Annotated in this window: 21 protein-coding genes; 4 read left to right on the top strand and 17 right to left on the bottom strand. The window is 60.8% G+C overall.

What is annotated here, in order from left to right; genetic code table 11:
• Positions 1–13: 13 nt before the first annotated feature.
• From fabD to BT119_RS12130, 4 genes are all read right to left on the bottom strand, one after another.
• On the bottom strand, positions 14–952 hold the full coding sequence (gene fabD / locus BT119_RS12145; protein WP_025990978.1) for an ACP S-malonyltransferase: 939 nt from the start codon (positions 950–952) through the stop codon (positions 14–16).
• A gap of 116 nt (positions 953–1,068) precedes the next feature.
• The gene (gene plsX / locus BT119_RS12140; RefSeq protein ID WP_072365757.1) at positions 1,069–2,091 is read right to left on the bottom strand and encodes a phosphate acyltransferase PlsX; all 1,023 of its coding nucleotides are present in this window, start codon (positions 2,089–2,091) and stop codon (positions 1,069–1,071) included.
• 4 nt (positions 2,092–2,095) lie between these two features.
• Complete coding sequence (gene rpmF / locus BT119_RS12135; RefSeq protein WP_003179396.1) at positions 2,096–2,278, bottom strand: 50S ribosomal protein L32; 183 nt, start codon at positions 2,276–2,278, stop codon at positions 2,096–2,098.
• A gap of 13 nt (positions 2,279–2,291) precedes the next feature.
• Positions 2,292–2,819 carry a YceD family protein gene (locus BT119_RS12130; RefSeq protein WP_002552687.1) on the bottom strand — a complete coding sequence of 176 codons (528 nt, stop codon included), beginning with the start codon at positions 2,817–2,819 and terminating at the stop codon, positions 2,292–2,294.
• A gap of 106 nt (positions 2,820–2,925) precedes the next feature.
• On the opposite strand from BT119_RS12130, the gene BT119_RS12125 reads away from it, so the two are divergent.
• A complete protein-coding gene (locus tag BT119_RS12125; RefSeq protein ID WP_003430981.1) occupies positions 2,926–3,504 on the top strand; it encodes a Maf family protein in 579 nt (192 codons plus the stop codon).
• A 55-nt stretch (positions 3,505–3,559) separates the two neighbouring features.
• Here the strand turns inward: BT119_RS12125 and sppA are convergent, their stop codons facing one another.
• The 3 genes from sppA to rluC are packed head-to-tail and all read right to left on the bottom strand — an operon-like array spanning position 3,560 to position 6,191.
• Positions 3,560–4,558, bottom strand: a complete 999-nt coding sequence (gene sppA / locus BT119_RS12120; RefSeq protein ID WP_003368394.1) for a signal peptide peptidase SppA — start codon at positions 4,556–4,558, stop codon at positions 3,560–3,562.
• Between the two features lie 24 nt (positions 4,559–4,582).
• Positions 4,583–5,245, bottom strand: a complete 663-nt coding sequence (locus BT119_RS12115; protein WP_003430979.1) for an HAD-IA family hydrolase — start codon at positions 5,243–5,245, stop codon at positions 4,583–4,585.
• Positions 5,235–6,191 carry a 23S rRNA pseudouridine(955/2504/2580) synthase RluC gene (gene rluC / locus BT119_RS12110; protein WP_003317474.1) on the bottom strand — a complete coding sequence of 319 codons (957 nt, stop codon included), beginning with the start codon at positions 6,189–6,191 and terminating at the stop codon, positions 5,235–5,237. Before rluC ends, BT119_RS12115 begins: the two co-directional genes overlap by 11 nt.
• A 726-nt stretch (positions 6,192–6,917) precedes the next feature.
• On the opposite strand from rluC, the gene rne reads away from it, so the two are divergent.
• Positions 6,918–10,220: a ribonuclease E gene (gene rne / locus BT119_RS12100; RefSeq protein ID WP_175550569.1), complete on the top strand. Its 3,303-nt coding sequence runs from the start codon at positions 6,918–6,920 to the stop codon at positions 10,218–10,220.
• A 153-nt stretch (positions 10,221–10,373) separates the two neighbouring features.
• Here rne and murB read toward each other — a convergent pair whose 3' ends face one another.
• The 10 genes from murB to BT119_RS12050 form a co-directional block, all read right to left on the bottom strand.
• Positions 10,374–11,393 (bottom strand): UDP-N-acetylmuramate dehydrogenase, encoded by a 1,020-nt coding sequence (murB, locus tag BT119_RS12095; RefSeq protein WP_065349319.1) that lies wholly within the window; start codon positions 11,391–11,393, stop codon positions 10,374–10,376.
• Between the two features lie 34 nt (positions 11,394–11,427).
• Positions 11,428–12,192 carry a 3-deoxy-manno-octulosonate cytidylyltransferase gene (gene kdsB / locus BT119_RS12090; RefSeq protein ID WP_003317470.1) on the bottom strand — a complete coding sequence of 255 codons (765 nt, stop codon included), beginning with the start codon at positions 12,190–12,192 and terminating at the stop codon, positions 11,428–11,430.
• On the bottom strand, positions 12,189–12,374 hold the full coding sequence (locus tag BT119_RS12085) for a Trm112 family protein (protein WP_002552679.1): 186 nt from the start codon (positions 12,372–12,374) through the stop codon (positions 12,189–12,191). The genes kdsB and BT119_RS12085 overlap by 4 nt, the downstream gene beginning before the upstream one ends.
• 17 nt (positions 12,375–12,391) lie before the next feature.
• Positions 12,392–13,387 (bottom strand): tetraacyldisaccharide 4'-kinase, encoded by a 996-nt coding sequence (gene lpxK, locus BT119_RS12080; protein WP_058416599.1) that lies wholly within the window; start codon positions 13,385–13,387, stop codon positions 12,392–12,394.
• Positions 13,387–13,818 carry an ExbD/TolR family protein gene (locus BT119_RS12075; protein ID WP_003317468.1) on the bottom strand — a complete coding sequence of 144 codons (432 nt, stop codon included), beginning with the start codon at positions 13,816–13,818 and terminating at the stop codon, positions 13,387–13,389. The genes lpxK and BT119_RS12075 overlap by 1 nt, the downstream gene beginning before the upstream one ends.
• On the bottom strand, positions 13,815–14,492 hold the full coding sequence (locus BT119_RS12070) for a MotA/TolQ/ExbB proton channel family protein (protein WP_003430973.1): 678 nt from the start codon (positions 14,490–14,492) through the stop codon (positions 13,815–13,817). Before BT119_RS12070 ends, BT119_RS12075 begins: the two co-directional genes overlap by 4 nt.
• Before the next feature lie 81 nt (positions 14,493–14,573).
• Positions 14,574–16,790: a DNA internalization-related competence protein ComEC/Rec2 gene (locus tag BT119_RS12065; RefSeq protein ID WP_072365755.1), complete on the bottom strand. Its 2,217-nt coding sequence runs from the start codon at positions 16,788–16,790 to the stop codon at positions 14,574–14,576.
• Between the two features lie 136 nt (positions 16,791–16,926).
• On the bottom strand, positions 16,927–17,715 hold the full coding sequence (locus BT119_RS12060) for an ABC transporter permease (protein WP_003368378.1): 789 nt from the start codon (positions 17,713–17,715) through the stop codon (positions 16,927–16,929).
• The gene (locus BT119_RS12055; RefSeq protein ID WP_003317464.1) at positions 17,712–18,644 is read right to left on the bottom strand and encodes an ABC transporter ATP-binding protein; all 933 of its coding nucleotides are present in this window, start codon (positions 18,642–18,644) and stop codon (positions 17,712–17,714) included. The genes BT119_RS12060 and BT119_RS12055 overlap by 4 nt, the downstream gene beginning before the upstream one ends.
• Positions 18,645–18,827: 183 nt before the next feature.
• Positions 18,828–19,451: a glutathione S-transferase gene (locus tag BT119_RS12050; protein ID WP_072365754.1), complete on the bottom strand. Its 624-nt coding sequence runs from the start codon at positions 19,449–19,451 to the stop codon at positions 18,828–18,830.
• A 160-nt stretch (positions 19,452–19,611) separates the two neighbouring features.
• Between BT119_RS12050 and BT119_RS12045 the strand changes: the two genes are divergently transcribed.
• Both BT119_RS12045 and BT119_RS12040 read left to right on the top strand, forming a co-directional pair.
• Positions 19,612–22,059: an acyl-CoA dehydrogenase gene (locus tag BT119_RS12045; protein ID WP_072365753.1), complete on the top strand. Its 2,448-nt coding sequence runs from the start codon at positions 19,612–19,614 to the stop codon at positions 22,057–22,059.
• 76 nt (positions 22,060–22,135) lie between these two features.
• Positions 22,136–22,546 (top strand): PA2817 family protein, encoded by a 411-nt coding sequence (locus BT119_RS12040; RefSeq protein ID WP_003317460.1) that lies wholly within the window; start codon positions 22,136–22,138, stop codon positions 22,544–22,546.
• Positions 22,547–22,716: the final 170 nt, after the last annotated feature.

Genomic DNA, 22,716 nt, shown 5'->3' with positions numbered 1-22,716 from the left:
AGGCTTCTCCTAATCAGGCCAGTGCCGCGCGCGCGGCGGCAAAGGCGTCCGGGGTATCAAGGTTGTAGGTAATCACGCCGTCGGCGCAACGCTTGTTCAGACCGGCCAGCACTTTGCCCGGACCGCACTCCACAAGCTGGGTCGCACCGCGACTCGCCAGACATTGAATGGATTCGACCCAGCGTACCGGCTTGTACAACTGCTCCAGCAAATCACGCTTGAGCGTCGCCAGATCACTGACAGCACTGGCACTGACGTTTTGTACCAGCGCGATTTCCGGCGCCTGCCATTCGATGGCCTCAACAGCCTCGGCGAAACGTTCGGCAGCCGGGCGCATCAGTTCGCAGTGCGATGGCACGCTGACCGGCAACGGCAAGGCGCGCTTGGCACCACGGGCCTTGCACAACTCCATGGCACGCTTGACGGCCTCGGCGGAACCGGCAATCACCACCTGACCCGGCGAGTTGAAATTCACGGCACTGACGACTTCGCCCTGCGCCGCTTCGGCGCAGGCTGCGATAACGTCGGCATCATCCAGACCCAGAATGGCGGCCATGCCGCCCTGACCCGCTGGCACCGCTTCCTGCATCAACTGGCCGCGACGCTCGACAAGCTTCACGGCGTCGGCCAGGCTCAGGCTTTGCGCGGCCACCAGTGCGCTGTATTCGCCCAGGCTGTGACCGGCGACGAACGCAGGAACCGCACCGCCCTCGGCCAGCCACACATGCCACAAGGCAACGGAAGCGGTGAGAATGGCCGGCTGGGTCTTGTCGGTCTGATTGAGCAGCTCGGCAGGACCGTTCTGAGTCAATGCCCACAGGTCGTAGCCAAGAGCTTCGGAAGCCTGCTCGAAAGTGTCGAGGATCAGCGGATGCTGCGCGCCTTGCTCGGCGAGCATACCGAGCGATTGCGATCCTTGACCCGGAAAGACGAATGCGAGGGATGCAGACATTTGACAAGCCTCTGAATTATTGTCGCCAAAATGGGCGTCCGGACAAGCCGAACGCGGGAATTCTAATTTACATGACTGATCGGTTGGATGACTGACCAGTCTGATGCGTCACATTTTCAGGTTCGGCCGTCCTGAAACATCGCTTCAAGCCGCCCCTTCAAACGCTCTGGCAGGTTTTCACGGGACTCGACGACCGCTCGCTGAATCGCACTCTGAAAACCTGAAACACTCGCAGAACCGTGGCTTTTCACCACGACCCCCTGCAACCCGAGCAGGCTCGCACCATTATGACGGGCGGGTGCCAGATCGGTCTGCAAGCGCTTCAGCAAGGGCAACGCCAGCGCGCCGACTGCCCTGCTGAGCAGATTACGCTGGAACAGCGCCTCGATTCTGGCTGCAATCATGGTCGCCAGCCCCTCACTCGACTTGAGCAATACGTTGCCGACGAAACCATCACACACCACCACGTCAGCCTCCCCCCTGTACAACCCGTCGCCTTCTACATAACCAATGTAGTTAAGCCCCGACGCAGACTGCAAAAGACCGGCAGCACGCTTGACCTGCTGATTGCCCTTGATGTCTTCAGTGCCCACGTTGAGCAAGGCCACTCTGGGCGTTGCGACACCGAGGATCTCGGCAAGCACCGAACCCATCACTGCAAACTGATAGAGCGCCTCGGCACTGCAATCTACGTTCGCCCCCAGGTCCAGCAGTTGGCAATGACCCGAGCAAGTGGGAATGGCTGCGATCATTGCCGGGCGGTCGATCCCTGGCAAGGTCTTGAGCACGAACCGGGAAAGCGCCATCAGCGCACCGGTATTGCCGGCACTGACACAGGCCTGGGCCTGACCGCTGGCCACCAGCTCGAGAGCAACGCGCATGGAGGAGTCAGGTTTGCCACGCAACGTCTGAGACGGACGCTCGTCCATCGCAATCGTTTCACTGGCATGAATGACACGCAGGCGCGAACGGTCCACGGCTTCATGAGCAGAGACGAGTTCTTCAATAAGGGGAGCTTGGCCGACAAGGGCCAGGTGAAGCGAGGGAGTAGCTGTCAGGCACGCGAGGCTTGCCTGAACAATGTTGCGGGGACCGAAGTCCCCGCCCATTGCGTCGATCGCGATGATCGGAGCGGACAAGAAATTACTCGTCAGCGCCCTTGTCGATCACTTTACGACCACGGTATACGCCTTCTGGCGATACGTGGTGACGCAGGTGAACTTCACCAGTGGTCTTTTCTACCGACAGAGTGCTTGCCTCAAGAGCGTCGTGCGAACGACGCATGTCACGGGCAGAGCGGGATTTTTTGTTCTGCTGAACAGCCATAATTGATTAACTCCTAAACGTTTGGGTCACGCTTTAACTGCGCCAATACACTGAACGGGTTGGACCGCGTTACCTCGTCCACGCTCGGTTCGGGCTCATCGAGACCCGCCGGTTGCTGGCATTCTTCAGGATGATGAGCAGGCACAATGGGCAAGGCGAGCAATAGCTCCTCCTCGATCAATGCCAGCAGATCCAAAGGATCTTCGCCCAGTTCCAGCACGTCATAACCTTTCGGTAACGACTGGGTATTCGCACCCTCCTTCACCACGGCGTAACTGCATTCGCTGTGGATCGGCAGGGTCACCAGCTCAAGACAACGCTGGCAAACCATCTTGACCGGGACGTCTATCGAACTGTGGATAACCACAGAACGGCGTTCGTCACGCTCAAAAACGAATTTCGCCTGCACCGTACCGACAGTGTCGGCCAGCGGGTCGCAGAGTCTCTTCAGATCGCCCAGCAGCACTTCACCCTGAAGGGTAGTGCCGCGATCGGACAATTTGCGCGGGTCAACGTGAGATGGAATCGGGTCATTCAACATAGGCGCAGCATTCTAGGGATGCCCCCCGGGCATGTCAAAGGAAATTCAGGCCTGTTCGTCACTCCGGCCACTCTTTAGAATCAACGCTCAGCCTACGGAGAACCGCATGCCATCCCTGCTCCTCGCTTCCAGCTCCTCATACCGCCGCGAACTGCTCGCCCGCCTGCGCCTGCCATTCACCTGCAGGTCTCCGGATATCGATGAAAGCCGGCGACCGAACGAGGCCGCATTCGACCTCGTACAACGCCTTGCCCGGGAGAAGGCCCAGGCGCTGGCCGCGGAACATCCACACCACCTGATCATCGGCTCCGACCAGGTCGCCGTTCTTGACGAACAGGTCCTGGGCAAACCGCACAGCTTCGAACGCGCACTGGAACAGCTGACGGCAGCGAGCGGCAAAAGCGTGACCTTCCTGACCGGTCTGGCCCTGCTCAACAGCTCGACCGGCGAGTGCCAGGTCGACTGCGTGCCTTTTACAGTACACATGCGCGAACTCGACCGGGCCAGCATCGAACGCTACCTGCATGCTGAACAGCCCTATGACTGCGCAGGCAGCTTCAAGGCAGAAGGCCTTGGCGTCAGCCTGTTTCGCAGCACCGAAGGCAGCGATGCGACCAGCCTGATCGGCCTGCCGCTGATACGCCTGGTGGACATGCTAATAAAGGAAGGCCTCAGCGTACCCTGAGACTCAGACAAAGAACCCGGCCATCGGCCGGGTTCTTTATTTCTGCATCAAGCCATCAACGCAGGCTTGGGCCGTTGAAACCGACCAGCATGGCAATTCGCTCAGCGATACTGGTGCCGAGTTTTTTCGAAAAGCGATCAAAAGGCGACTCTTCGACGGTGTACTCGACGATGTCCTTTTCCTTGATTACGTCACGCGCAACATAACTTGCACTGCCCAACCCATCCACCAGACCCAGCGCAACAGCCTGCTCGCCGGTCCAGATCAGCCCGGAGAACAGCTCCGGGTGATCCTTGTCCTTCAGCCGGTCGCCACGACCCTGTTTGACACTGGCGATGAACTGGCGATGAGTCGTGTCCAGCACACCCTGCCAGAACTGCGTTTCATCAGCCTTCTGCGGCTGGAACGGATCAAGGAATGCCTTGTGCTCGCCGGAAGTATAGGTACGGCGGTCAACGCCGAGCTTATCCATGGCACCGACAAAGCCGAAACCTGCTGCCGTCACACCGATCGACCCCACCAGACTGGCCTTGTCGGCGTAAATCTGGTCAGCGGCACTGGCGATGTAATAAGCCCCCGAAGCACCGAGATCGGTAATGACCGCATACACCTTGATGTCCGGCTTCGCCGCGCGCAGACGACGGATTTCGTCGTAGACATAGCCCGACTGCACAGGACTGCCACCCGGGCTGTTGATTCGCAGAATCACACCCTTGGTCTTTTCATCCTCGAAGGCCTTCTGCAGCGCAGTGACAATGTTCTCGGCACTGGCCGCTTCCTTGTCGGCAATCACGCCCTGCACATCGATCAGCGCAGTGTGGCTGGAACGACGAGAAGTGCCGCCCTCGAAATCCAGCATCGGGACGATCACTGCAACAAACAGGAACGCGAACGTCAGCAGCTTGAAAAAGATCCCCCAGCGACGCGCGCGGCGCTGCTCCTGAACACTGGCCAGCAGCGTCTTTTCAAGAAGCTTCCAGCTCTTCGCCTCTTCCCTGCCATTGATGCCCTCGTCCGCGCCTTGCGAAACGGGTGCCTTCCATTCGTCAGACATGTTCCAATCACTCCAACCCGAAAACTAGACGCTGCGCCCGTTCAACCAGGTGCGCAGCTCGGAAAAATGCTCGATAGCCAGCCGCGGCTCGAACTGACGCAGCGACTCCAGCGGCTGAGCGCCATAGCCCACCGCAACCGAATCCATACCGGCGTTGCGAGCCATCAACAGATCGAACGAAGCATCGCCGATCATTAGCGAACGCTGCGGCGTAACCTCACAGTGCGCCATGATCTCGTTCAACATCAGCGGATCAGGCTTGCTGGCGGTCTCGTCGGCTGCCCGGGTGACATCGAAGTAATCCTGCCAGCCATTGGCCTTCAGCACACGATCAAGCCCACGACGCGCCTTGCCGGTAGCGACCGCCAGACGATAGCCGTCCTCGCGAAACGCCTGCATCGACTCCACCACACCGTCGAACAGCGGCGACGGCACGTTATCCATCGCCATGTAACTGTCCGCGTAGTGCTGCCGAAAATCGATCAGCTGGTTGCCGCTGATCTGCGGATACAGGGTTCGAATCGCCTCGGGCAGCCCCAGGCCAATAATCCCCTTGATCGCCGTATCGTCGCGAACTTCAAGGTCGGTCTCGATGGCCGCCGTGCGCATGGACAGGACGATACGCCCGACCGAGTCGGCCAGTGTGCCGTCCCAGTCGAAAATCAACAGATCGTAATCACGGCGCACTCAAACGCTCCACTGTTTTGGCCCACATGTCATCGACAGGCGCCTGCACATTAAGCTTGCTGCCATCGGGCATCGGCACCGTCAGCATGTAGGCGTGCAGAAACAGACGCTTGCCGCCCAGATCGCGAATTTCGCGACTGAAATTCTCGTCACCGTACTTGGTGTCACCTGCAATCGCATGACCCGCGTGCAAGGTGTGCACGCGGATCTGGTGGGTACGTCCGGTGACCGGCTTGGCTTCGACCATGGTGGCAAAGTCGCCAAAACGACGCAGCACCTTGAAAATCGTCAGAGCCTCCTTGCCCTCTTCATTCACTTCGACCATGCGCTCGCCGGAGCGCAGGTTGCTTTTCATCAGCGGCGCACGCACCTGCTTCAGGGCCGTTGCCCAGTTACCGCGGACCAGCGCCATGTAGCGCTTGTCGACGCCGTCGCCGCGCAGGGCTTCGTGCAGATGACGCAGCATGCTGCGTTTCTTGGCAATCATCAGCAGACCGGACGTGTCGCGATCGAGACGGTGCACCAGTTCGAGCTCCTTGGCATCCGGGCGTAACTGGCGAAACGCTTCGATCACACCAAAACTCAGGCCGCTGCCGCCATGCACGGCGATACCTGCGGGCTTGTTGAGCACGATAAGCGCCTTGTCTTCGTAAACGATCGCAGCTTCGAGACGCTGCAACAATGCCTGCGCGACCGGCACAGGCTCGTCGCGCTCAGGCACGCGCACAGGAGGAATGCGCACGATATCGCCTGCCTGCAACTTGTACTCCGGCTTGATCCGCCCCTTGTTCACACGCACTTCGCCTTTGCGCAAAATGCGGTAAATCAAGGTTTTGGGTACACCCTTGAGATAAGTGATCAGAAAATTATCGATGCGTTGACCGGCAAGTTCCGGGGCAACCTCAACCAGCTGGACGCCGGGGGTTGGGGGGGCAATATTCGTCATGCCGCAAATGATAACAATTTTTTATGGATTTGAAGCACTTAATGATTGCTGCTATAGTCGCGAACGCCGCCAAAAGCGGCCGGACAGCGGAGCAACGGTTGACAACCGGCCCTGACCAACGCAATTCACAAGGACGGGAGGCCGTCCTACGCAGTGTTCGGTGACAACGGAGCACGCTGAAAACGTAACGAGCGCAGGTGACATGAGGCCGGAAACACGCCTGACCGCAGAGCAGACAGCTCGCGGCCAGTGCGGACAGTTCATGGCCAGTTCACAAAGTGCAGTCGCTTTCAGACGCTACGAGCGAATGCTTCGGGAACAACGCCTCAAGCCATGATGCGCGACCTTCCCTATCGAAGGTCGCGGTAAATGCCAACCCGCTGCGGATTCTGCGCGCGGCAGCACCCGAATTATCAGGGATACGTGTAGGGTGGAGACGCACAACCATCGGACTGTGTAGCACAAGGCTTGTTCTAGACGCTTCATCTCGTCCGCTACCGATGGTCGATTCCTCCTCCTGACAAAGCTTTTGCTGAAAGGGGTGTCTTATGCCACCACAGCAAGCAGGAAACGTCGTCGCGACCCTCCGCCCCCTCTGGGCGAGGACCTCGCTAGACACTGGAGTGTCCAACCACTCCTGACGTGCCCTGACACCGACCGTGAGAAGTCGTGTGTGCCGAACGCCGTTTCCGGCAGCCCGGAAACCGACGGTACTACATGAAAAGAATGCTGATTAACGCAACTCAACCCGAAGAGTTGCGTGTTGCACTGGTAGACGGCCAGCGCCTCTACGACCTGGACATCGAGTCAGGTGCACGCGAGCAGAAGAAGGCCAACATCTATAAAGGCCGAATCACTCGCATCGAACCCAGCCTCGAGGCTGCCTTTGTCGATTTCGGCTCTGAGCGCCACGGCTTCCTGCCCCTCAAGGAAATCTCCCGCGAGTACTTCAAGAAAGCCCCTGAAGGCCGCGTCAACATCAAGGACGTCCTGAGCGAAGGCCAGGAAGTCATCGTTCAGGTCGAGAAAGAGGAGCGTGGTAACAAGGGCGCAGCCCTGACCACCTTCATCAGCCTCGCAGGCCGCTATCTGGTTCTGATGCCGAACAACCCTCGTGCCGGCGGTATCTCGCGCCGTATCGAAGGCGAAGAGCGCAACGAACTGCGTGAAGCCCTCAACGGACTGATCGCTCCAGCCGACATGGGCCTGATCGTTCGTACTGCCGGCCTGGGCCGCAGCAGCGAAGAAATGCAGTGGGACCTCGATTACCTGCTGCAACTGTGGACCGCCATCAAGGAAGCGTCCCTCGATCGCTCCGCCCCTTTCCTGATCTACCAGGAAAGCAACGTCATCATCCGCGCCATCCGTGACTACCTGCGTCAGGATATCGGTGAAGTCCTGATCGACAGCATCGAAGCCCAGGAAGAAGCGCTGACTTTCATCCGTCAGGTGATGCCGCAGTACGCCAGCAAGATCAAGCTGTACGAAGACAGCGTTCCGCTGTTCAACCGCTTCCAGATCGAAAGCCAGATCGAAACCGCCTTCCAGCGCGTAGTCGAACTGCCTTCCGGTGGCTCCATCGTCATCGATCCGACCGAAGCCCTGGTGTCCATCGACATCAACTCGGCGCGCGCCACCAAAGGCAGCGACATCGAAGAAACCGCCCTGCAGACCAACCTTGAAGCGGCTGAGGAAATCGCCCGTCAATTGCGTCTGCGTGACATCGGCGGCCTGATCGTCATCGACTTCATCGACATGACGCCGGCCAAGAACCAGCGCGCCGTGGAAGAGAAAGTCCGCGAAAGCCTGGAAGCCGACCGTGCCCGCGTGCAGATCGGTCGCATTTCGCGCTTCGGTCTGCTGGAAATGTCCCGTCAGCGCCTGCGTCCATCGCTGGGCGAAAGCAGCGGCATCGTCTGCCCTCGCTGCAACGGCACCGGCATCATCCGTGATGTTGAATCGCTGTCGCTGGCCATCCTGCGCCTGATCGAAGAAGAAGCCCTGAAAGACCGCACTGCCGAAGTGCGCGCCCAGGTGCCGATTCCGGTCGCGGCTTTCCTGCTCAACGAAAAACGCAACTCGATCACCAAGATCGAACTGCGCACCCGTGCGCGCATCATCATTCTGCCGAACGATCAGCTGGAAACGCCGCACTTCGAAGTTCAGCGTCTGCGTGATGACAGCCCTGAAGCGCACAGCAGCCAGACCAGCTATGAAATCGCTGCTGCCGCTGCCGAAGTGGAAGAAATTGCACCACTGGCCGCCGCAACCCGCACCCTGGTTCGTCAGGAAGCGGCCGTCAAGACTGCTCCGGCTCGCGCCAATGCGCCGGTCCCGGTAGAAGCCGCTGCCCCTGCGGCAACGCCTGCACCGGCACCTGCCGCTCACGAGCCAAGCCTGTTCAAGGGTCTGGTGAAATCCCTGGTCAGCCTGTTCGCGACCAAGGAAGAGCCTGTCGCTCCGGTTGTGGTTGAGAAGCCTGTTGCAGAACAGCGTCCAGCCCGCAACGAGGAACGCCGCAACGGCCGCCAGCAGAGCCGTGGCCGCAACAATCGCCGCGACGAAGAGCGCAAGCCTCGTGAAGAACGCGTCCCCCGCGAAGAGCGTGCAGAGCGCGCACCTCGTGAAGAGCGTGCTCCGCGTGAAGAACGTGCACCTCGTGAAGAGCGCACCGTTCGCGAACCGCGTGAAGCCCGCGAGGAGTCGGCACCGCGCGAAGAGCGTCCAGCCCGTACCACTCGCGAGCGCAAGCCGCGTGAAGCGCGCGAAGATCGCCCGGTTCGCGAACTGCGCGAGCCTCTGGATGCAGCCCCTGCGGTGAACCTCGCTCGCGAGGAGCGTCCTGAACGCGCACCACGCGAAGAGCGCCAGCCGCGCGCACCTCGTGAAGAACGTCAACCACGCGCCGAACAGGCCGCGGCTGCCGTGAGCGAAGAGGAAGTGCTGCTCAACGAAGAGCAGATCAATGACGAGAACCAGGAAGGCAACGACGGTAGCGAAGGCGACCGCCCTCGCCGCCGCTCGCGTGGCCAGCGTCGTCGCAGCAATCGTCGTGAGCGTCAGCGCGATGCCAATGGCAACGTGATCGAAGGCTCCGAAGAGAACGGCAACGAAGAAGAAGGCAGCGCCACCGACCTGTCGGCGGGTCTGGGCTTCACCGCCGCAGCTTCCGCTGCCAGCAGCGTGATCAGCGCGCCTGCCGAAGCCGACGCGCATCAGCAGGCCGAACGTGCCAACAGCAACGCCGCCGCTGCAGACGCCGAGCCAGCGCATCAGGCAGCTGCTGCCAAAGCATCTGCGACCGAAGCGCCTGTGACTGAAACGCCAGCCACCGAAGCACCGGCTGCCGAAAAAGCACCGACCGTTGCCGAACCGACTGTCGAGGCACCTGCCGTTGAAGCCCCTGTAGCGGACGATGCTCCTGTAGCACAGCCTGCTCCAGAGGTTGAAGTTCAGCCAGCAGCGGTCGAAGCCCCGGCCATTGCTGCGCAGTCCGAACTGTTCGAAGCACCTCACGCAGAACGCGTAGTGCCGTTCAAGCCGACGCCAGAGCCAGCACCACAGGCGCCGGTCGAAGCGGCGGCTCATGAGGAAGTGCCAGCCACCGAATCATCCGAACTGCCAACGCCTGCACCTGCTGCTGCCGTCGAGCCGGTAGCCGTGAAAGAAGAGCCTGCTCCTTACGTCGCGCCTCAGCCGGTCGTTGAAGAACAGGCACCTGCCCCACTAGAGCAGGCACCTGCGGCTGAAGAAGCAGCGCCTGCACCAGTGGTCAGCAGCACGGGCCGCGCACCGAACGATCCTCGTGAAGTTCGTCGCCGCAAGCGTGAAGAAGAAGCACGTCGTCAACAGGAAGCCGCTGCTGCCAGCGCTCCAGTCGTCGAGGCAGCGCCTGCTGCCGCTGAAGCAGAATCGGCCCAGCCTTCACCGGCAGCCGGGGAAAAGACCGAAGAAGCGGACACTGAGCAACCAGCAGTCAAACCGCAACATGAAGCCGAGAAAGAAAACGAGCCTAAACCCCTCGTCTAATCCTGGCCCATGAAAAAGCCCCGCCTGTTTGCACAGGCGGGGCTTTTTCATGCCCGTTGATTGAGGGCTGCACTGCGTTCATCTTCAATACACAGCGCTTGATCTGATCCCTTCGCGAGCAGGATCGCCCCACAAGAGACCATCTTCAGGCTATCAGTAGAGGTTCGGCTCCATCTCCAGCTCGACACCGAAACGTTCGGCGATGTCGGTCTGGATACGGCGCGCCAGACTCAGCAGCTGCAAGCCACTGGCCTGCCCATAGTTGACCAGCACCAGCGACTGAAGCTTGTGCACGCCAGCATCACCATCGCGATAACCCTTCCAGCCCGCCTGCTCGATCAGCCATCCGGCCGCCAGTTTCACCCGGCCATCGTCCAGCGGGTAGCCGACGACACCTGGGTGTTGCTGTTTGATCGTTGCGTACAGTTCGGCAGGGATAATCGGGTTTTTGAAGAAACTGCCGGCATTGCCCAGCACCGCGGGGTCAGGCAGCTTTTCACTGCGAATGGCGCAGATCGCACGGCTGACATCGAACGGCGTCGGCCGATCAATACCCAGCTCGTCGAGACGCTGACGAACCGGGCCATATTCGAGGTGCAGGCGAGCTACGCGACTGAGCTTGAAACGCACACGCAGGATCAACCAGCGCGCGACCTGATGCTTGAACACGCTGTCGCGGTAGCCGAACGCACAGTCCTCCAGAGAAAACTCGCGCAATTCGCCGGTTTCACGATCCAGCGCAGTCAGGCTATGGAAGACATCCTTGATCTCGACGCCATAGGCACCGATGTTCTGCATGGGTGCCGCACCAACGGTGCCTGGAATCAGACTGAGGTTTTCCAGCCCCGCCAGCCCCAGCTCAAGACAGGACTGCACGAACGGATGCCAAGGCTCGCCAGCCTCTGCCTCGACAATCGACTCGAGACAGTCCTCATGCACGATGCGAATGCCGCGGCTGACCATGCGTACGACCAGTGACTGCACGTCAGCGCTGAGCAGCAGGTTGCTGCCACCGCCAATCACCAGCAGTGGCACATCGTGCTCGGCCGAATAGGCCAGCGCCTGGCGAACATCGTCATCGCTGTGCGCTTCGGCAAATAGCCGGGCTTGAACATCCACACCGAACGTATTGAACGGTTTGAGGGAAATCGCGGATTGCACCTGCAAGGTCATACCCTCGCCTTCCCGAACCAATGGACGCAGCGCATCAACCCTCCAGCAAGCGCCTTACGCGCTCCAGGTCTTCAGGCGTATCAACGCCACCGGGTGGCGCTTCAAGCGCGTCGGCAACGTGAATCCGCACGCCATTCCACAGCGCACGCAATTGTTCCAGGCTTTCAGTGTTTTCCAGCCAGCACGGCCCCCAACTGACGAAGTCATGCAGGAAGCCCGCACGGTAGGCATAGATACCGATATGCCGACGATAAGGCACACCGGCAGGCAATTGGTCACGATTTGCTGCGAGCGCATCGCGCGCCCATGGCAAGGGAGCCCGGCTGAACGTCAGCGCCAGGCCGTTGATGTCCGTAGCAACCTTGACGATGTTGGGGTTGAACAACGCCGCTACGTCGTCGATAGGTTCGGCCAGCGTAGACATGCCAGCTTCGGGATGGGCGGCCAGATTGGACGCCACCTGATCGATCACCGCAGGCGGGATCATCGGCTCGTCGCCCTGCACATTGACGACAATCGCGTCAGCCGCCAGGCCCAATTGCGCGGCCACCTCAGCCAGACGATCGGTGCCGGAGTTGTGATCGTCGCGCGTCAGCAGCACTTCGGCACCAAAAGCCTGACAGGCTTCGACAATGCGCGCATCGTCGGTGGCAATCACCACACGTTCGGCGCTGCTCTTGCACGCCTGCTCCCAGACCAGCTGAACCATGGGTTTGCCGGCAATGGTTTTCAGCGGCTTGCCCGGAAAGCGACTGGAGCCGTAGCGCGCCGGAATGACAACGGTAAACGCTGCGGTCATTTTTCCAGCCGCTCGTCGGTGCTCAGGGTACGAGCTTCGCTTTCGAGCATCACCGGGATGCCGTCGCGCACCGGATAGGCAAGACCTGCGCCCTTGCTGATCAGCTCGGTCTTGTCGGCGCTGAGCTTCAATGGTCCCTTGCAGACAGGGCAAGCGAGGATATCGAGTAGTTTGGTGTCCATAGGAGATCCTGAAGCAATCATGGAGAAAGACGTAGCAGTTGCTGGTCGAACCAACCGACAAAGGCATCGGAAGGTAGTGCATCCACTGCCAGATACCACCAGTCATCAGCGGCAAAGGCACGGCATTTCACCGCATCCTTCTCGGTCATGACCAAGGGCAACGCAGGTGCAAATGTCAGCGCCTCGGCGCTGTAGACAGCATGGTCGGCGAACGCGTGAGTCACCGGTTGCCAGTGTAATCCTTCGAGGGTATTGAAGAAACGTTGGGGATTGCCGATTCCGGCGACCGCATGCAGCGCCTGACCGGCCGGGAAATAATCCACCGGCTGACGTTCGCCACTGCGCAGATTGATCAGCGCCGAAGGCTTGAGCCTGAAGGCGTAGCCGTCGTTCCTGTCAGCCGTCGCGCCGTTATAAAGCAAGGCGTCGACACTGCTCAGCCGCTCGACCGGTTCGCGCAACGGCCCGGCAGGCAGACAACGGCGATTGCCCAGACCACGGGCGGCATCGATCAGCACCAGTTCCAGGTCGCGGGCCAGACGGTAATGCTGCAAGCCGTCGTCGGAAAGAATCACATCCAGTGGTTCGGCAGCGAGCAAGGCCTGTACGGCACGACTGCGATCCGGATCGATCATCAGTGGCACGCCGCAGCGCTGAACGATGAGCAGGGGCTCGTCCCCTGCCTCGCTGGCACTTTGTTCAGGCAGGACGCGCCACGGCAGGCTTGGCGGCGTGGCGCCGTAACCGCGGCTGACCACACCGACACGCAGGCCGCGACGGCGGCAGTGCTCGATCATCCAGAGAATCAACGGCGTCTTGCCAGTGCCACCGACGGTGATATTACCCACCACGATAACCGGCACCGGCGCGCGATAGATATCACCCTCGCCCGCCAGAAACCGCGCCCGTTTGCGCTCTACGACACGCCGGTAAAGGCCTTCGAGCGGGCGCAACAGCGCCAGCGCAGGGTGGCCCTTGTACCAGGCGTCGAGCAAACGGTCAGTGAATGCCATCAGTTAGCCGGTGTGGCCTCGACAGTGGTCATGCGCAAGTGACTGAAGCCCAGCTTGCCCGCCGCATCCATGGCCGTGATGACCGACTGGTGCGGGGTCTTGCCATCGGCACTGATCGACAGCGGCAGACTGGTATCGCCCCCCGACTCGCGCTGCAGCGCTTCGATCAGCGTTGCCAGGTCGTTTTTCGGCAACAACTGATTGTTCAGCGAGAAAATCCCGTCGGCGTTGATGGCGATGTCCAGCTGTTTGGCGCTGGCGTCTACGTCCGGCGTTCCGGTAACGGCCTGTGGCAGATCCACCCGCAACTGGGTTTCGCGAGTGAAGGTGGTCGTCACAATGAAGAACAGCAGCAGGATGAACACCACATCAATCAGAGAGACCAGATTGATGTCGATGTTTTCCCGGGGTCTGCGACGGCGAAATTTCACTTCTTCTTGCCCCCGCCCGCTCTGGCCAGCGACTTGAGGTCGATCTTGGCGTCGATCAGATCGACATCGCGGTCGCCCTGCACCACTTCAACCAGACGAATGGCCTGTTGCTCCATGCCGACCACCAGCTCATCGACGCGGCTCTGCAGAAAGCGATGAAAGAAGATCGCCGGGATCGCGACGATAAGACCCGACGCCGTACAGATCAGCGCCTTGGAAATACCACCTGCCAGCACACCGGCGTTGGCGGTGGCCCCGGAGCTGTTGAACGAGCCGAAGATATCGATCATGCCCAGCACGGTGCCCAGCAAACCAAGCAGCGGCGCCATGGCAGCGATCGAGCCCAGTGCGCTGAGGTAGCGCTCCAGCTCATGAATGACCCGCGCAGCGGCTTCTTCGATGCATTCCTTCATGATCTCGCGACCATGCCTGGAATTGGCCAGACCTGCGGCCAGGATTTCACCCAGCGGCGAGTCCGCGCGCAGCTGCTTGAGCTTTTCGCTGTCCAGCTTCTTTTCCTGAATCCACTGCCAGACCTGCCCGAGCAGGTGCGGTGGGGTGATACGGCTGGCACGCAACGTCCACAGGCGCTCGATGATGATGCCGGCGGCGGCGATGGAGCTCAGAATAATCGGCAGCATCATCCAGCCGCCAGATTTGACCAGTTCCCACACAGTGATCACTCCCTCGAAAAATTGGCGCCACTCTACCATAGGGTCGCCAAGTGCCGAACGCCGAGATCGATATCCATTCACTCAATCACGCCAGAAGCGCCGTTGCGCGCGCTCCGCCTGTGGCGTTCCGAACGTCCCCAGTTGCAGGCGGACCGCGCCCAGCTCGGCACTGTCGTAACTGGCGATGCCCAAGCCTCGATAGCGCGCCATGACCAACGGATGCGGGTGACCGAACGCGTTGTTGCGACCACGGGAAATCAGCACGCCTACCGGTGCCACGGCGCGCAGAAACGCTTTGGACGACGAGGTCCGGCTGCCGTGATGTGGCGACTGCAACCAGTGAGCACGAAGGTCGAACCCGCTGTCCATCGCCGCGCGCTCGGCGCTCACATCGATATCGCCGGCCAGCAGCAGACGCTCGCCCCCGGCGTCGACGCTGAGGATGCAGGAGGCTGGATTGCCATTAGGCCCCTGCTCCCAGCGCCACGTGGAAAACACCACGCCATCCCACTCCCAGCGTGCACCGCTCTCGCACAATCGGGCATCGAGTTGCGGCGCGAGTCTGGCCAGCTCGCCACCCAGCACCCGGCTCACCGGAAAGGCCTGATGAACCGCCGCCGCACCTCCGGCATGGTCTGCGTCGGAATGGCTGATCAACATCAGGTCGAGATGGCGGACACCTGCCTTGCGCATGGCGGGCACGACCACGCGCTGACCGATATCGAACTCACCGAAACGTGGACCTGCGTCATACAGGAGTGTGTGGTTGCGGGTGCGCAGGAGAATCGCCAGGCCCTGCCCCACATCCAGTTGCAACACGTCCACCTGGCCTTCAGGCACTGATTCGAGTGGCGGAAAAACGCACAGCAACAGCAACGGCCAGCCCAGCGGCCGCACGGGCATGCCCTTGGGCAGCAACAAGAGCAAGGCCCCGAGCAGGCTCAACCACCATGCCCAGATTGGCACCGCACTGGGTAGCCAGGCCGGCAATGCGGCAGCCACAGCGTCGAGGAACACGAACAGCCACTGCAGCGCCCCGCCCGCCAGCCACAGCAGACCTTCACCGACCACAGGGACCGGCAGCAACAGCGTTCCGAGCAATGCCGGAGGCAGGACGATCACGCTGACCCAAGGGACGGCAAGCAAGTTGGCAAACGGCCCACTGAGGCTGATCGGCAGGTTCAGCGCCAGCAGGATCGGCAACAAGCCAACGGCGATCAGCCATTGCGCCCGTGTCCAGCTTTGCCACCAGCGCCAGGCGCCGAGACGTCCGCTAAAAATCAGGATCAGAATGCCGACCGCTGCGAAGGACAGCCAGAAACCCGGCTGCAGCGTCACCAGCGGCTCGAAGATCAGCACCGTGTTGAAGGACAGCAACAAGGGCCAGACCACGCCCAGATGGCGAAAACGCAAGCGCCACAGCAGCACCATCGCGACCATCACACAGGCGCGCCGGACCGGCACCTCGAAACCGGCCAGCAGTCCGTAGCCCAGTGCAGCGCTGAACGCCAGTGCACACGCCCACGGCAGCCAGGGCAAAAAGCGCGGCCACAGCCCCCAGCGCGCCAGGCCTGCGACCAAGGCGTAAATCACCCCGGCCAGCAACCCGATGTGCTGACCGGAAATGACCAGCAGATGCACAGTGCCGGTATCCTGCAACACCTGCCAGTCGGTGCTCGATAGCCCTGAGCCATCGCCCAGCACCAGCGCTGCCAGACCACCCTCACGGCCCTGCGCATCGACCGCCAGCAGGCGCTGACGAATGGCATCGCGCCAGGCGGCACGCGCGGGTGCCAATAGCTGACCATCCACTACCGTGCCGGTCGCACCGATGCGCTGCGCCAGCAGCCAGGCTTCATAGTCGAAAGCATCCGGATTGACCAGCCCGGCCGGTCGCTTGAGTTTGACCGCCATACGCCAGCGCTCGCCGCTGCTCACCGGCTGGCCGCCGTACCAGGCCACCCTGATTCGCGCGGGCAGCCTGGCACGTCGTGACGTGGCACTTTCCAGTTCGAAACGCACCACACCTTCGGCGACACTCGGTAAACCGACCACCTTGCCCTGCACCCACAGCGTCTGACCATCGAGACGCGGCGCCAACCGGTCACTCAACGCCCACTGCGCCGACACGCAGGCCCAAGTGAAACCGAGCAGGAGCAACGCCAGTGGATAGGTACGGAACGGCAGCAGCATCAACGCCAGTATCGGCATCAACAGCAATAGCCAGGTCGGCGGCAACGCCGGTAGAAAACGCAGGGCAAGCAGCCCGAGCGCGAGCGCGATCATCCCTGTGCGCATGACGGTTCCTTGCAGCGGAAAGCCTCAAGGATCAGCGCACCGGGGAAATGTCGGAAGAGGTGGTGTGTTGCAGAATCTGAACGGCCGCTCCCGGCCAGCGCTCGACCCGCCAGCCTGGCGGGTCAAAGCCAATGTGTTACTGACGCATACCGCGACCGCTCACCAGCAACCTGGCGCAGCCGATATACAGCACGAAGGTCGCCACGATCATGAACGCCAGAGCGATGCTGATCTTGATGTCGGAGACGCCCAGAATGCCGTAGCGGAAGGCATTGACCATGTGCAGGACCGGGTTGGCCAGCGACACGGTCTGCCAGAACGGCGGCAACAGGTTGATCGAGTAGAACACGCCACCCAGATAGGTCAGCGGGGTCAGGACGAAGGTCGGAATGATCGAGATGTCATCGAAGTTGCGTGCAAACACTGCGTTGATGAACCCCAGCAGCGAGAAAATCGTCGCGGTCAACACCACCACCAGAATGGTCACGCCCAAGTGGTGCACCTGCAGGTCGGTGAAAAACATCGACAGCATGGTGACGATGAAACCGACCATCAGACCACGCAACACACCGCCCAGGGTGTAACCGACCAGAATGGTGTGCGGCGAGACCGGCGAGACCATCAGTTCTTCGATGGAGTGCTGAAACTTGGCACCGAAGAAGCTCGAGACCACGTTGCCGTAGGAGTTGGTGATCACCGACATCATGATCAGCCCCGGCACAATGTACTGCATGTAGGTAAAGCCGCCCATGTCGCCGATCTGGCGACCGATGAGGTTACCGAAGATGACGAAGTACAGAACCATGGTGATGGCTGGCGGCAGCAGGGTCTGCGGCCAGATCCGCATGAAGCGGTGCACTTCACGGTAGACGATGGTTTTCAGGGCAATCAGGTTGGGGCGCAACTCGCCGTTGGCTACGGTCATACCGCCACCTTCGCGAGGTTTTTTTCCACCAGGGACACAAACAACTCCTCAAGGCGATTGGATTTATTACGCAGGCTCAAGACTTCGATGTTCTGGAAGGCCAACTGGCTGAACAGCGCAGTGATGCCGACGTTCTTGTCGACCTGCACTTCCAGGGTGTGGCTGTCGAGCAGGCGACAAGGGAAACCGGGCAGTTGTGGCGCGGTCTGCCAGGAGGCCTTGAGATCGAGCACGAACGTCTCGACGGTCAACGTGCTGAGCAGCTGCTTCATGCCGGTGTTCTGCACGATCACCCCGTGGTCGATGATGCCGATGTTGCGGCACAGCTGTTCAGCCTCTTCCAGGTAGTGCGTGGTGAGGATGATGGTGATGCCTTTGCTGTTCAGCTCGGTCAGAAAGGTCCACATCGAACGGCGCAACTCGATGTCCACGCCTGCAGTGGGTTCGTCGAGGATCAGCAGGCGCGGCTCGTGAATCAGCGCACGGGCGATCATCAGACGCCGCTTCATGCCGCCGGACAGCGAACGCGAAGGCACGTCGCGCTTTTCCCAAAGCCCCAGCTGCGTCAGGTACTGCTCGGCGCGCTCTTTGGCGATTTTCGCCGGGATGCCGTAGTAGCCCGCCTGAGTGACGACGATGTCCAGGGTCTTCTCGAACTGGTTGAAGTTGAACTCCTGCGGCACGACACCGATGCAACGCTTGAGCGCAGCGGGCTCGCGATCCAGGTCGTGGCCAAAGATGTTCACCGTACCGCTGGTCTTGTTGACCAGCGTCGAGATGATGCCGATGGTGGTGGATTTGCCAGCGCCGTTGGGGCCCAGCAAGGCGAAGAAATCACCTTCGGCGACGTCCAGATCGATGCCATTCAAGGCCTGGAAACCGTTGCCGTAGGTTTTGGTTAGCTGCCGAATGGACAGAGCGGAAGACATATCGGGAAAGGTACTCATCAGAAAAAGGAATTGAAGATGACTGTCACCAGCCGCCTGCCGTGACGACCCAGCCGCGCAATGGTGCTTGGCTGCGCCGTTCAAGTACAGACACATCTGTTAATAGTAAATATCGAGCGCCGGACATGCGCCCGATCAGCCCTATCACCTGTTCACATCACATGCTCAGGTTAAAGGGGTCATGACCGCCTTGCGATAAGCCGGGCGAGTCTTGAGACGCTCATACCAGGCTTGGAGGTGAGGCAGCGGCGGACGTTCAATCGGCATTTCAAACCAGCCGTAGGCGAAGCATCCCAAGGGAATATCACCCATGCCGAACGCATCGCCAGACAGATAGGGCTGTCGCGACAGCGCCTCGTCGGCCACTAGCAGCAGGCTGTGCAGCGTCCTGATGCCTTGCTCGATGGCCGGCCAGTCCTGTTTATCGGCGGGCGTGCGTATTACCCCCCAGAACACCGGGCTGAACGGCGCGGCGATGGTCGAGGTGGTCCAGTCCATCCACTTGTCTGCGTTGGCACGGGCCTGCAGATCTGCGGGGTATAAATCAGAATCGGGGGCATGGCGGGCGGCCAGATAGCGCACGATGGCGTTGGACTCCCACATCACGAAGTCGCCGTCTTCGATCATCGGAATCCGGCCGTTGGGGTTTTTCGCGCGATAGGCCGCTTCGTTGACCAGGCCGAATGCACCACCGGCGTCCTGCGTCTCGTAGGGTACGCCCACTTCCTCGGCAATCCAGAGTGCCTTGCGCACATTGCTGGAATTCTTCCGCCCCCAGATCTTGAGCATTGCGTTCCCCTCGCAGTCGCTGATAAATAAAGGCTCACAGTCTACCCCGAAGCGGCGGCAACTTCCTCGTCAACCAGGGGTCACTATCGATGTCGCCTCACCACTGCCCGGCGACCAGTTTGATCGCCGCCACAGTGGCGGTCATCACGGAGGAATATTTATGCTGTTGTTGTGGATTGTTGTGCTGGTCGTCGGCATTGCCTGGCTGGCTCATCGGCGAACCGCCCCGCTCCCGGCGCTTGGCGTGGTAGCTGTCTACCTGCTGGCCATGGGCATTTTCAGTCACGCGCCAGGATGGCTGCTGACGGTGTTCTGGTTGCTCTGGCTGGCAGTATTCATACCGGTAATGCTGCCCGATCTTCGCCGCAAGCATTTCACTGCGCCTATGTTCAGCTGGTTTCAAAAAGTCCTGCCGCCGATGTCGCAAACCGAGCGTGATGCGATCGATGCCGGCACGGTCTGGTGGGATGGCGAGCTGTTTAGCGGGCGCCCGGACTGGGGCAAGCTGCTGGCCTACCCGAAAGTCCAACTGACCGAAGAGGAACAGGCCTTTATCGATGGGCCGACCGAAGAACTCTGCGCGATGGTCAGCGACTGGGAAATCGGCCAGGCCATGGACCTGCCGCCTGAAGCCTGGGCGCACATGAAAGCGCACGGTTTTTTCGCGCTGATCATTCCCAAGGAATTCGGTGGCAAGGGCTTCTCCGCCTACGCCCACTCCCAGGTAGCCATGAAGCTGGCCACCCGCAGCGGCGACCTGGCGTCCACGGTGATGGTGCCCAACTCTCTCGGCCCGGCCGAATTGCTGCTGCATTACGGCACCGACGAGCAACGCAATCATTACCTGCCACGTCTGGCACGCGGTGAAGACATCCCCTGCTTCGCGCTGACCGGTCCGCTGGCCGGTTCCGATGCAGGCGCGATGACCGACACCGGGATCATCTGCAAGGGTCAGTGGCAGGGCGAAGAAGTCATCGGTCTGCGCCTGACCTGGGAAAAACGCTACATCACCCTCGGCCCGGTCGCCACCCTGCTGGGTCTGGCCTTCAAGGCCCACGACCCTGAGCACCTGCTCGGCGAAAAAGACGATCTGGGCATCAGCCTGGCGCTGATTCCGACCGACACGCCCGGCGTGGAAATCGGCCGCCGTCACCTGCCATTGGGCGCAGCGTTCATGAACGGCCCCAACTCGGGCAAGGACGTGTTCATCCCGCTGAGCTACCTGATCGGTGGTCAGCCGATGCTGGGCAAAGGCTGGATGATGCTGATGAACTGCCTGTCGGTGGGTCGTTCGATCTCGCTGCCGGCAGTCGGCACCGGCGCAGCCAAGTACACCAGCCTGGTCACTGGCCAGTACGCGAAGGTGCGTGAGCAATTCAACGTGCCTATCTCGGCGTTCGAAGGCATCCAGGAAGCGCTGGCGCGTATCGGTGGCAATGCCTGGCTGATGGACAGCGCGCGCATGCTGACCGCCAATGCGGTCGACCTGGGCGAGAAGCCTTCGGTGCTCTCTGCAATCCTCAAGTATCACCTGACCGAGCGCGGTCGCGAGTGTATCGGTCACGCCATGGACGTGCATGGCGGCAAGGGCATCATCATGGGCCCGAACAACTATCTGGGTCGCAACTGGCAAGGTGCACCGATATTCATCACGGTCGAGGGCGCCAACATCCTCTCGCGCAACCTGATGATTTTCGGCCAGGGCGCGATTCGCTGCCATCCCTTCGTGCTCAAGGAAATGGCCCTCGCCGGGCGCGAAGACAAGCAGCAGGCGCTGATCGAGTTTGACAGCCTGCTGCTCAAACACATCGGTTTTGCGGTGAGCAATGCCGCCAGCACCTTCATCCTCAACCTGGGCTTCGGTCATTTCGAAAGAGCGCCGGGTAACGGCTTGAGCCAGGGCTATTTCCGCGCGCTCAACCGTCAGGCAGCAGCGTTCGCGATGCTCGCCGACTTGAGCATGATGCTGCTGGGTGGAGAATTGAAACGCCGCGAACGCCTTTCGGCCCGCCTGGGTGACGTGCTCAGCCATATGTACCTGGCCTCGGCAGCGCTCAAGCGTTATCACGACCTCGGTTCGCCGGACCATATGAGCCCGTTGTTCCGCTGGGCCATGGAAGAAAGCCTGGGGCATTCGGAACGTGCGATGGACGAGATCCTCAGCAACTTCCCCAACCGCATACTGGGTGGGGTGCTGCGTGCCGTAGTGTTCCCGTTCGGTCGCCGGCACAAGGGGCCATCGGACAAGCTTGATGCGGAAGTTGCCCAGGTGCTGGGCCGCGCCAAGGGCGATCCGACGCTGGAAGAGTTGCTGGCAGGCTGCTATCGCCCGCAATCGGCAGACGATCCGGTCGGCGCGCTGCAACACGCCATCGACCTGCTCAGCGCTGCGTATCCGCTGCACAAGAAGCTGCAAGTGGCAATCAAGAGTGGTCAGGTCAAGCCGGACGCTGGCGAGCCTGTCATCGACGCCGCGCTGCGCATCGGTGTGTTGCAGGCCGACGAAGCGCAAACCCTGCGTACCGCCGAGGCAGCCCGCCGCAAGGTGATTGATGTGGATGATTTCGACAAGGAAGAACTGACCCTGGCAGCCGGCAAGATTCGCTGATAGTCAGGTCGCACCACACAGCAGGCGCGTAGAGCTTTATACTCTCGCGCCTGTTTTTGCATTTGAGGATTACCCAATGGCCGACGCCACTCTCGATCACCAACTTGGCCTGCTGGCACACCTGCGCAGCATTCTGGTCGCGCTGGGCGAGGCCGAGCAGGTTCCGGAAGAAAGCCACGCGCTGTTCATGGAGCGTTTCGACGAACTGGTCGAGCTGTTGCCGCAGGACCCCATCGAAAGCCAGTACCTGGGTCAGGACATCCTCTGCCAGGTCATCCAGCGCTACCCGCAAATCGCGCATCTGGTACCGCGCGACCTGCTGTGGTTCTTCGCCGGTGACTGCCTGCACTTCATGCCGGATGATGAAATCGAGCTGTATCAGGCGCTGGAAGAACGCCGCTACGAAGCGGAGCAGAACGAGGAACCGTTCGACTGGAATCAGGAGAAACAGCTGCTGAGCATGTCGACACAGGGCAGCAAGCACTGAGCATCCTCTGGCTTCAAGCCTGCCCCGGAGATCATTCCGGGCAGGCTGCCTGTCACTCCGCGCCACTGCGTCATGCAGCGCAACCTATCGACCAATACGATCATTCTGTCCCGGCATTCGAATAAATTTATCGAATGGACAGGCATACCATGACACTTCGTATCACCTGA

Source organism: Pseudomonas sp. NFACC10-1 (genome assembly GCF_900119195.1).
GTDB classification, from domain to species: Bacteria; Pseudomonadota; Gammaproteobacteria; order Pseudomonadales; family Pseudomonadaceae; genus Aquipseudomonas; species Aquipseudomonas cerasi.
This window is presented reverse-complemented; position numbering and strand designations above follow the sequence as displayed.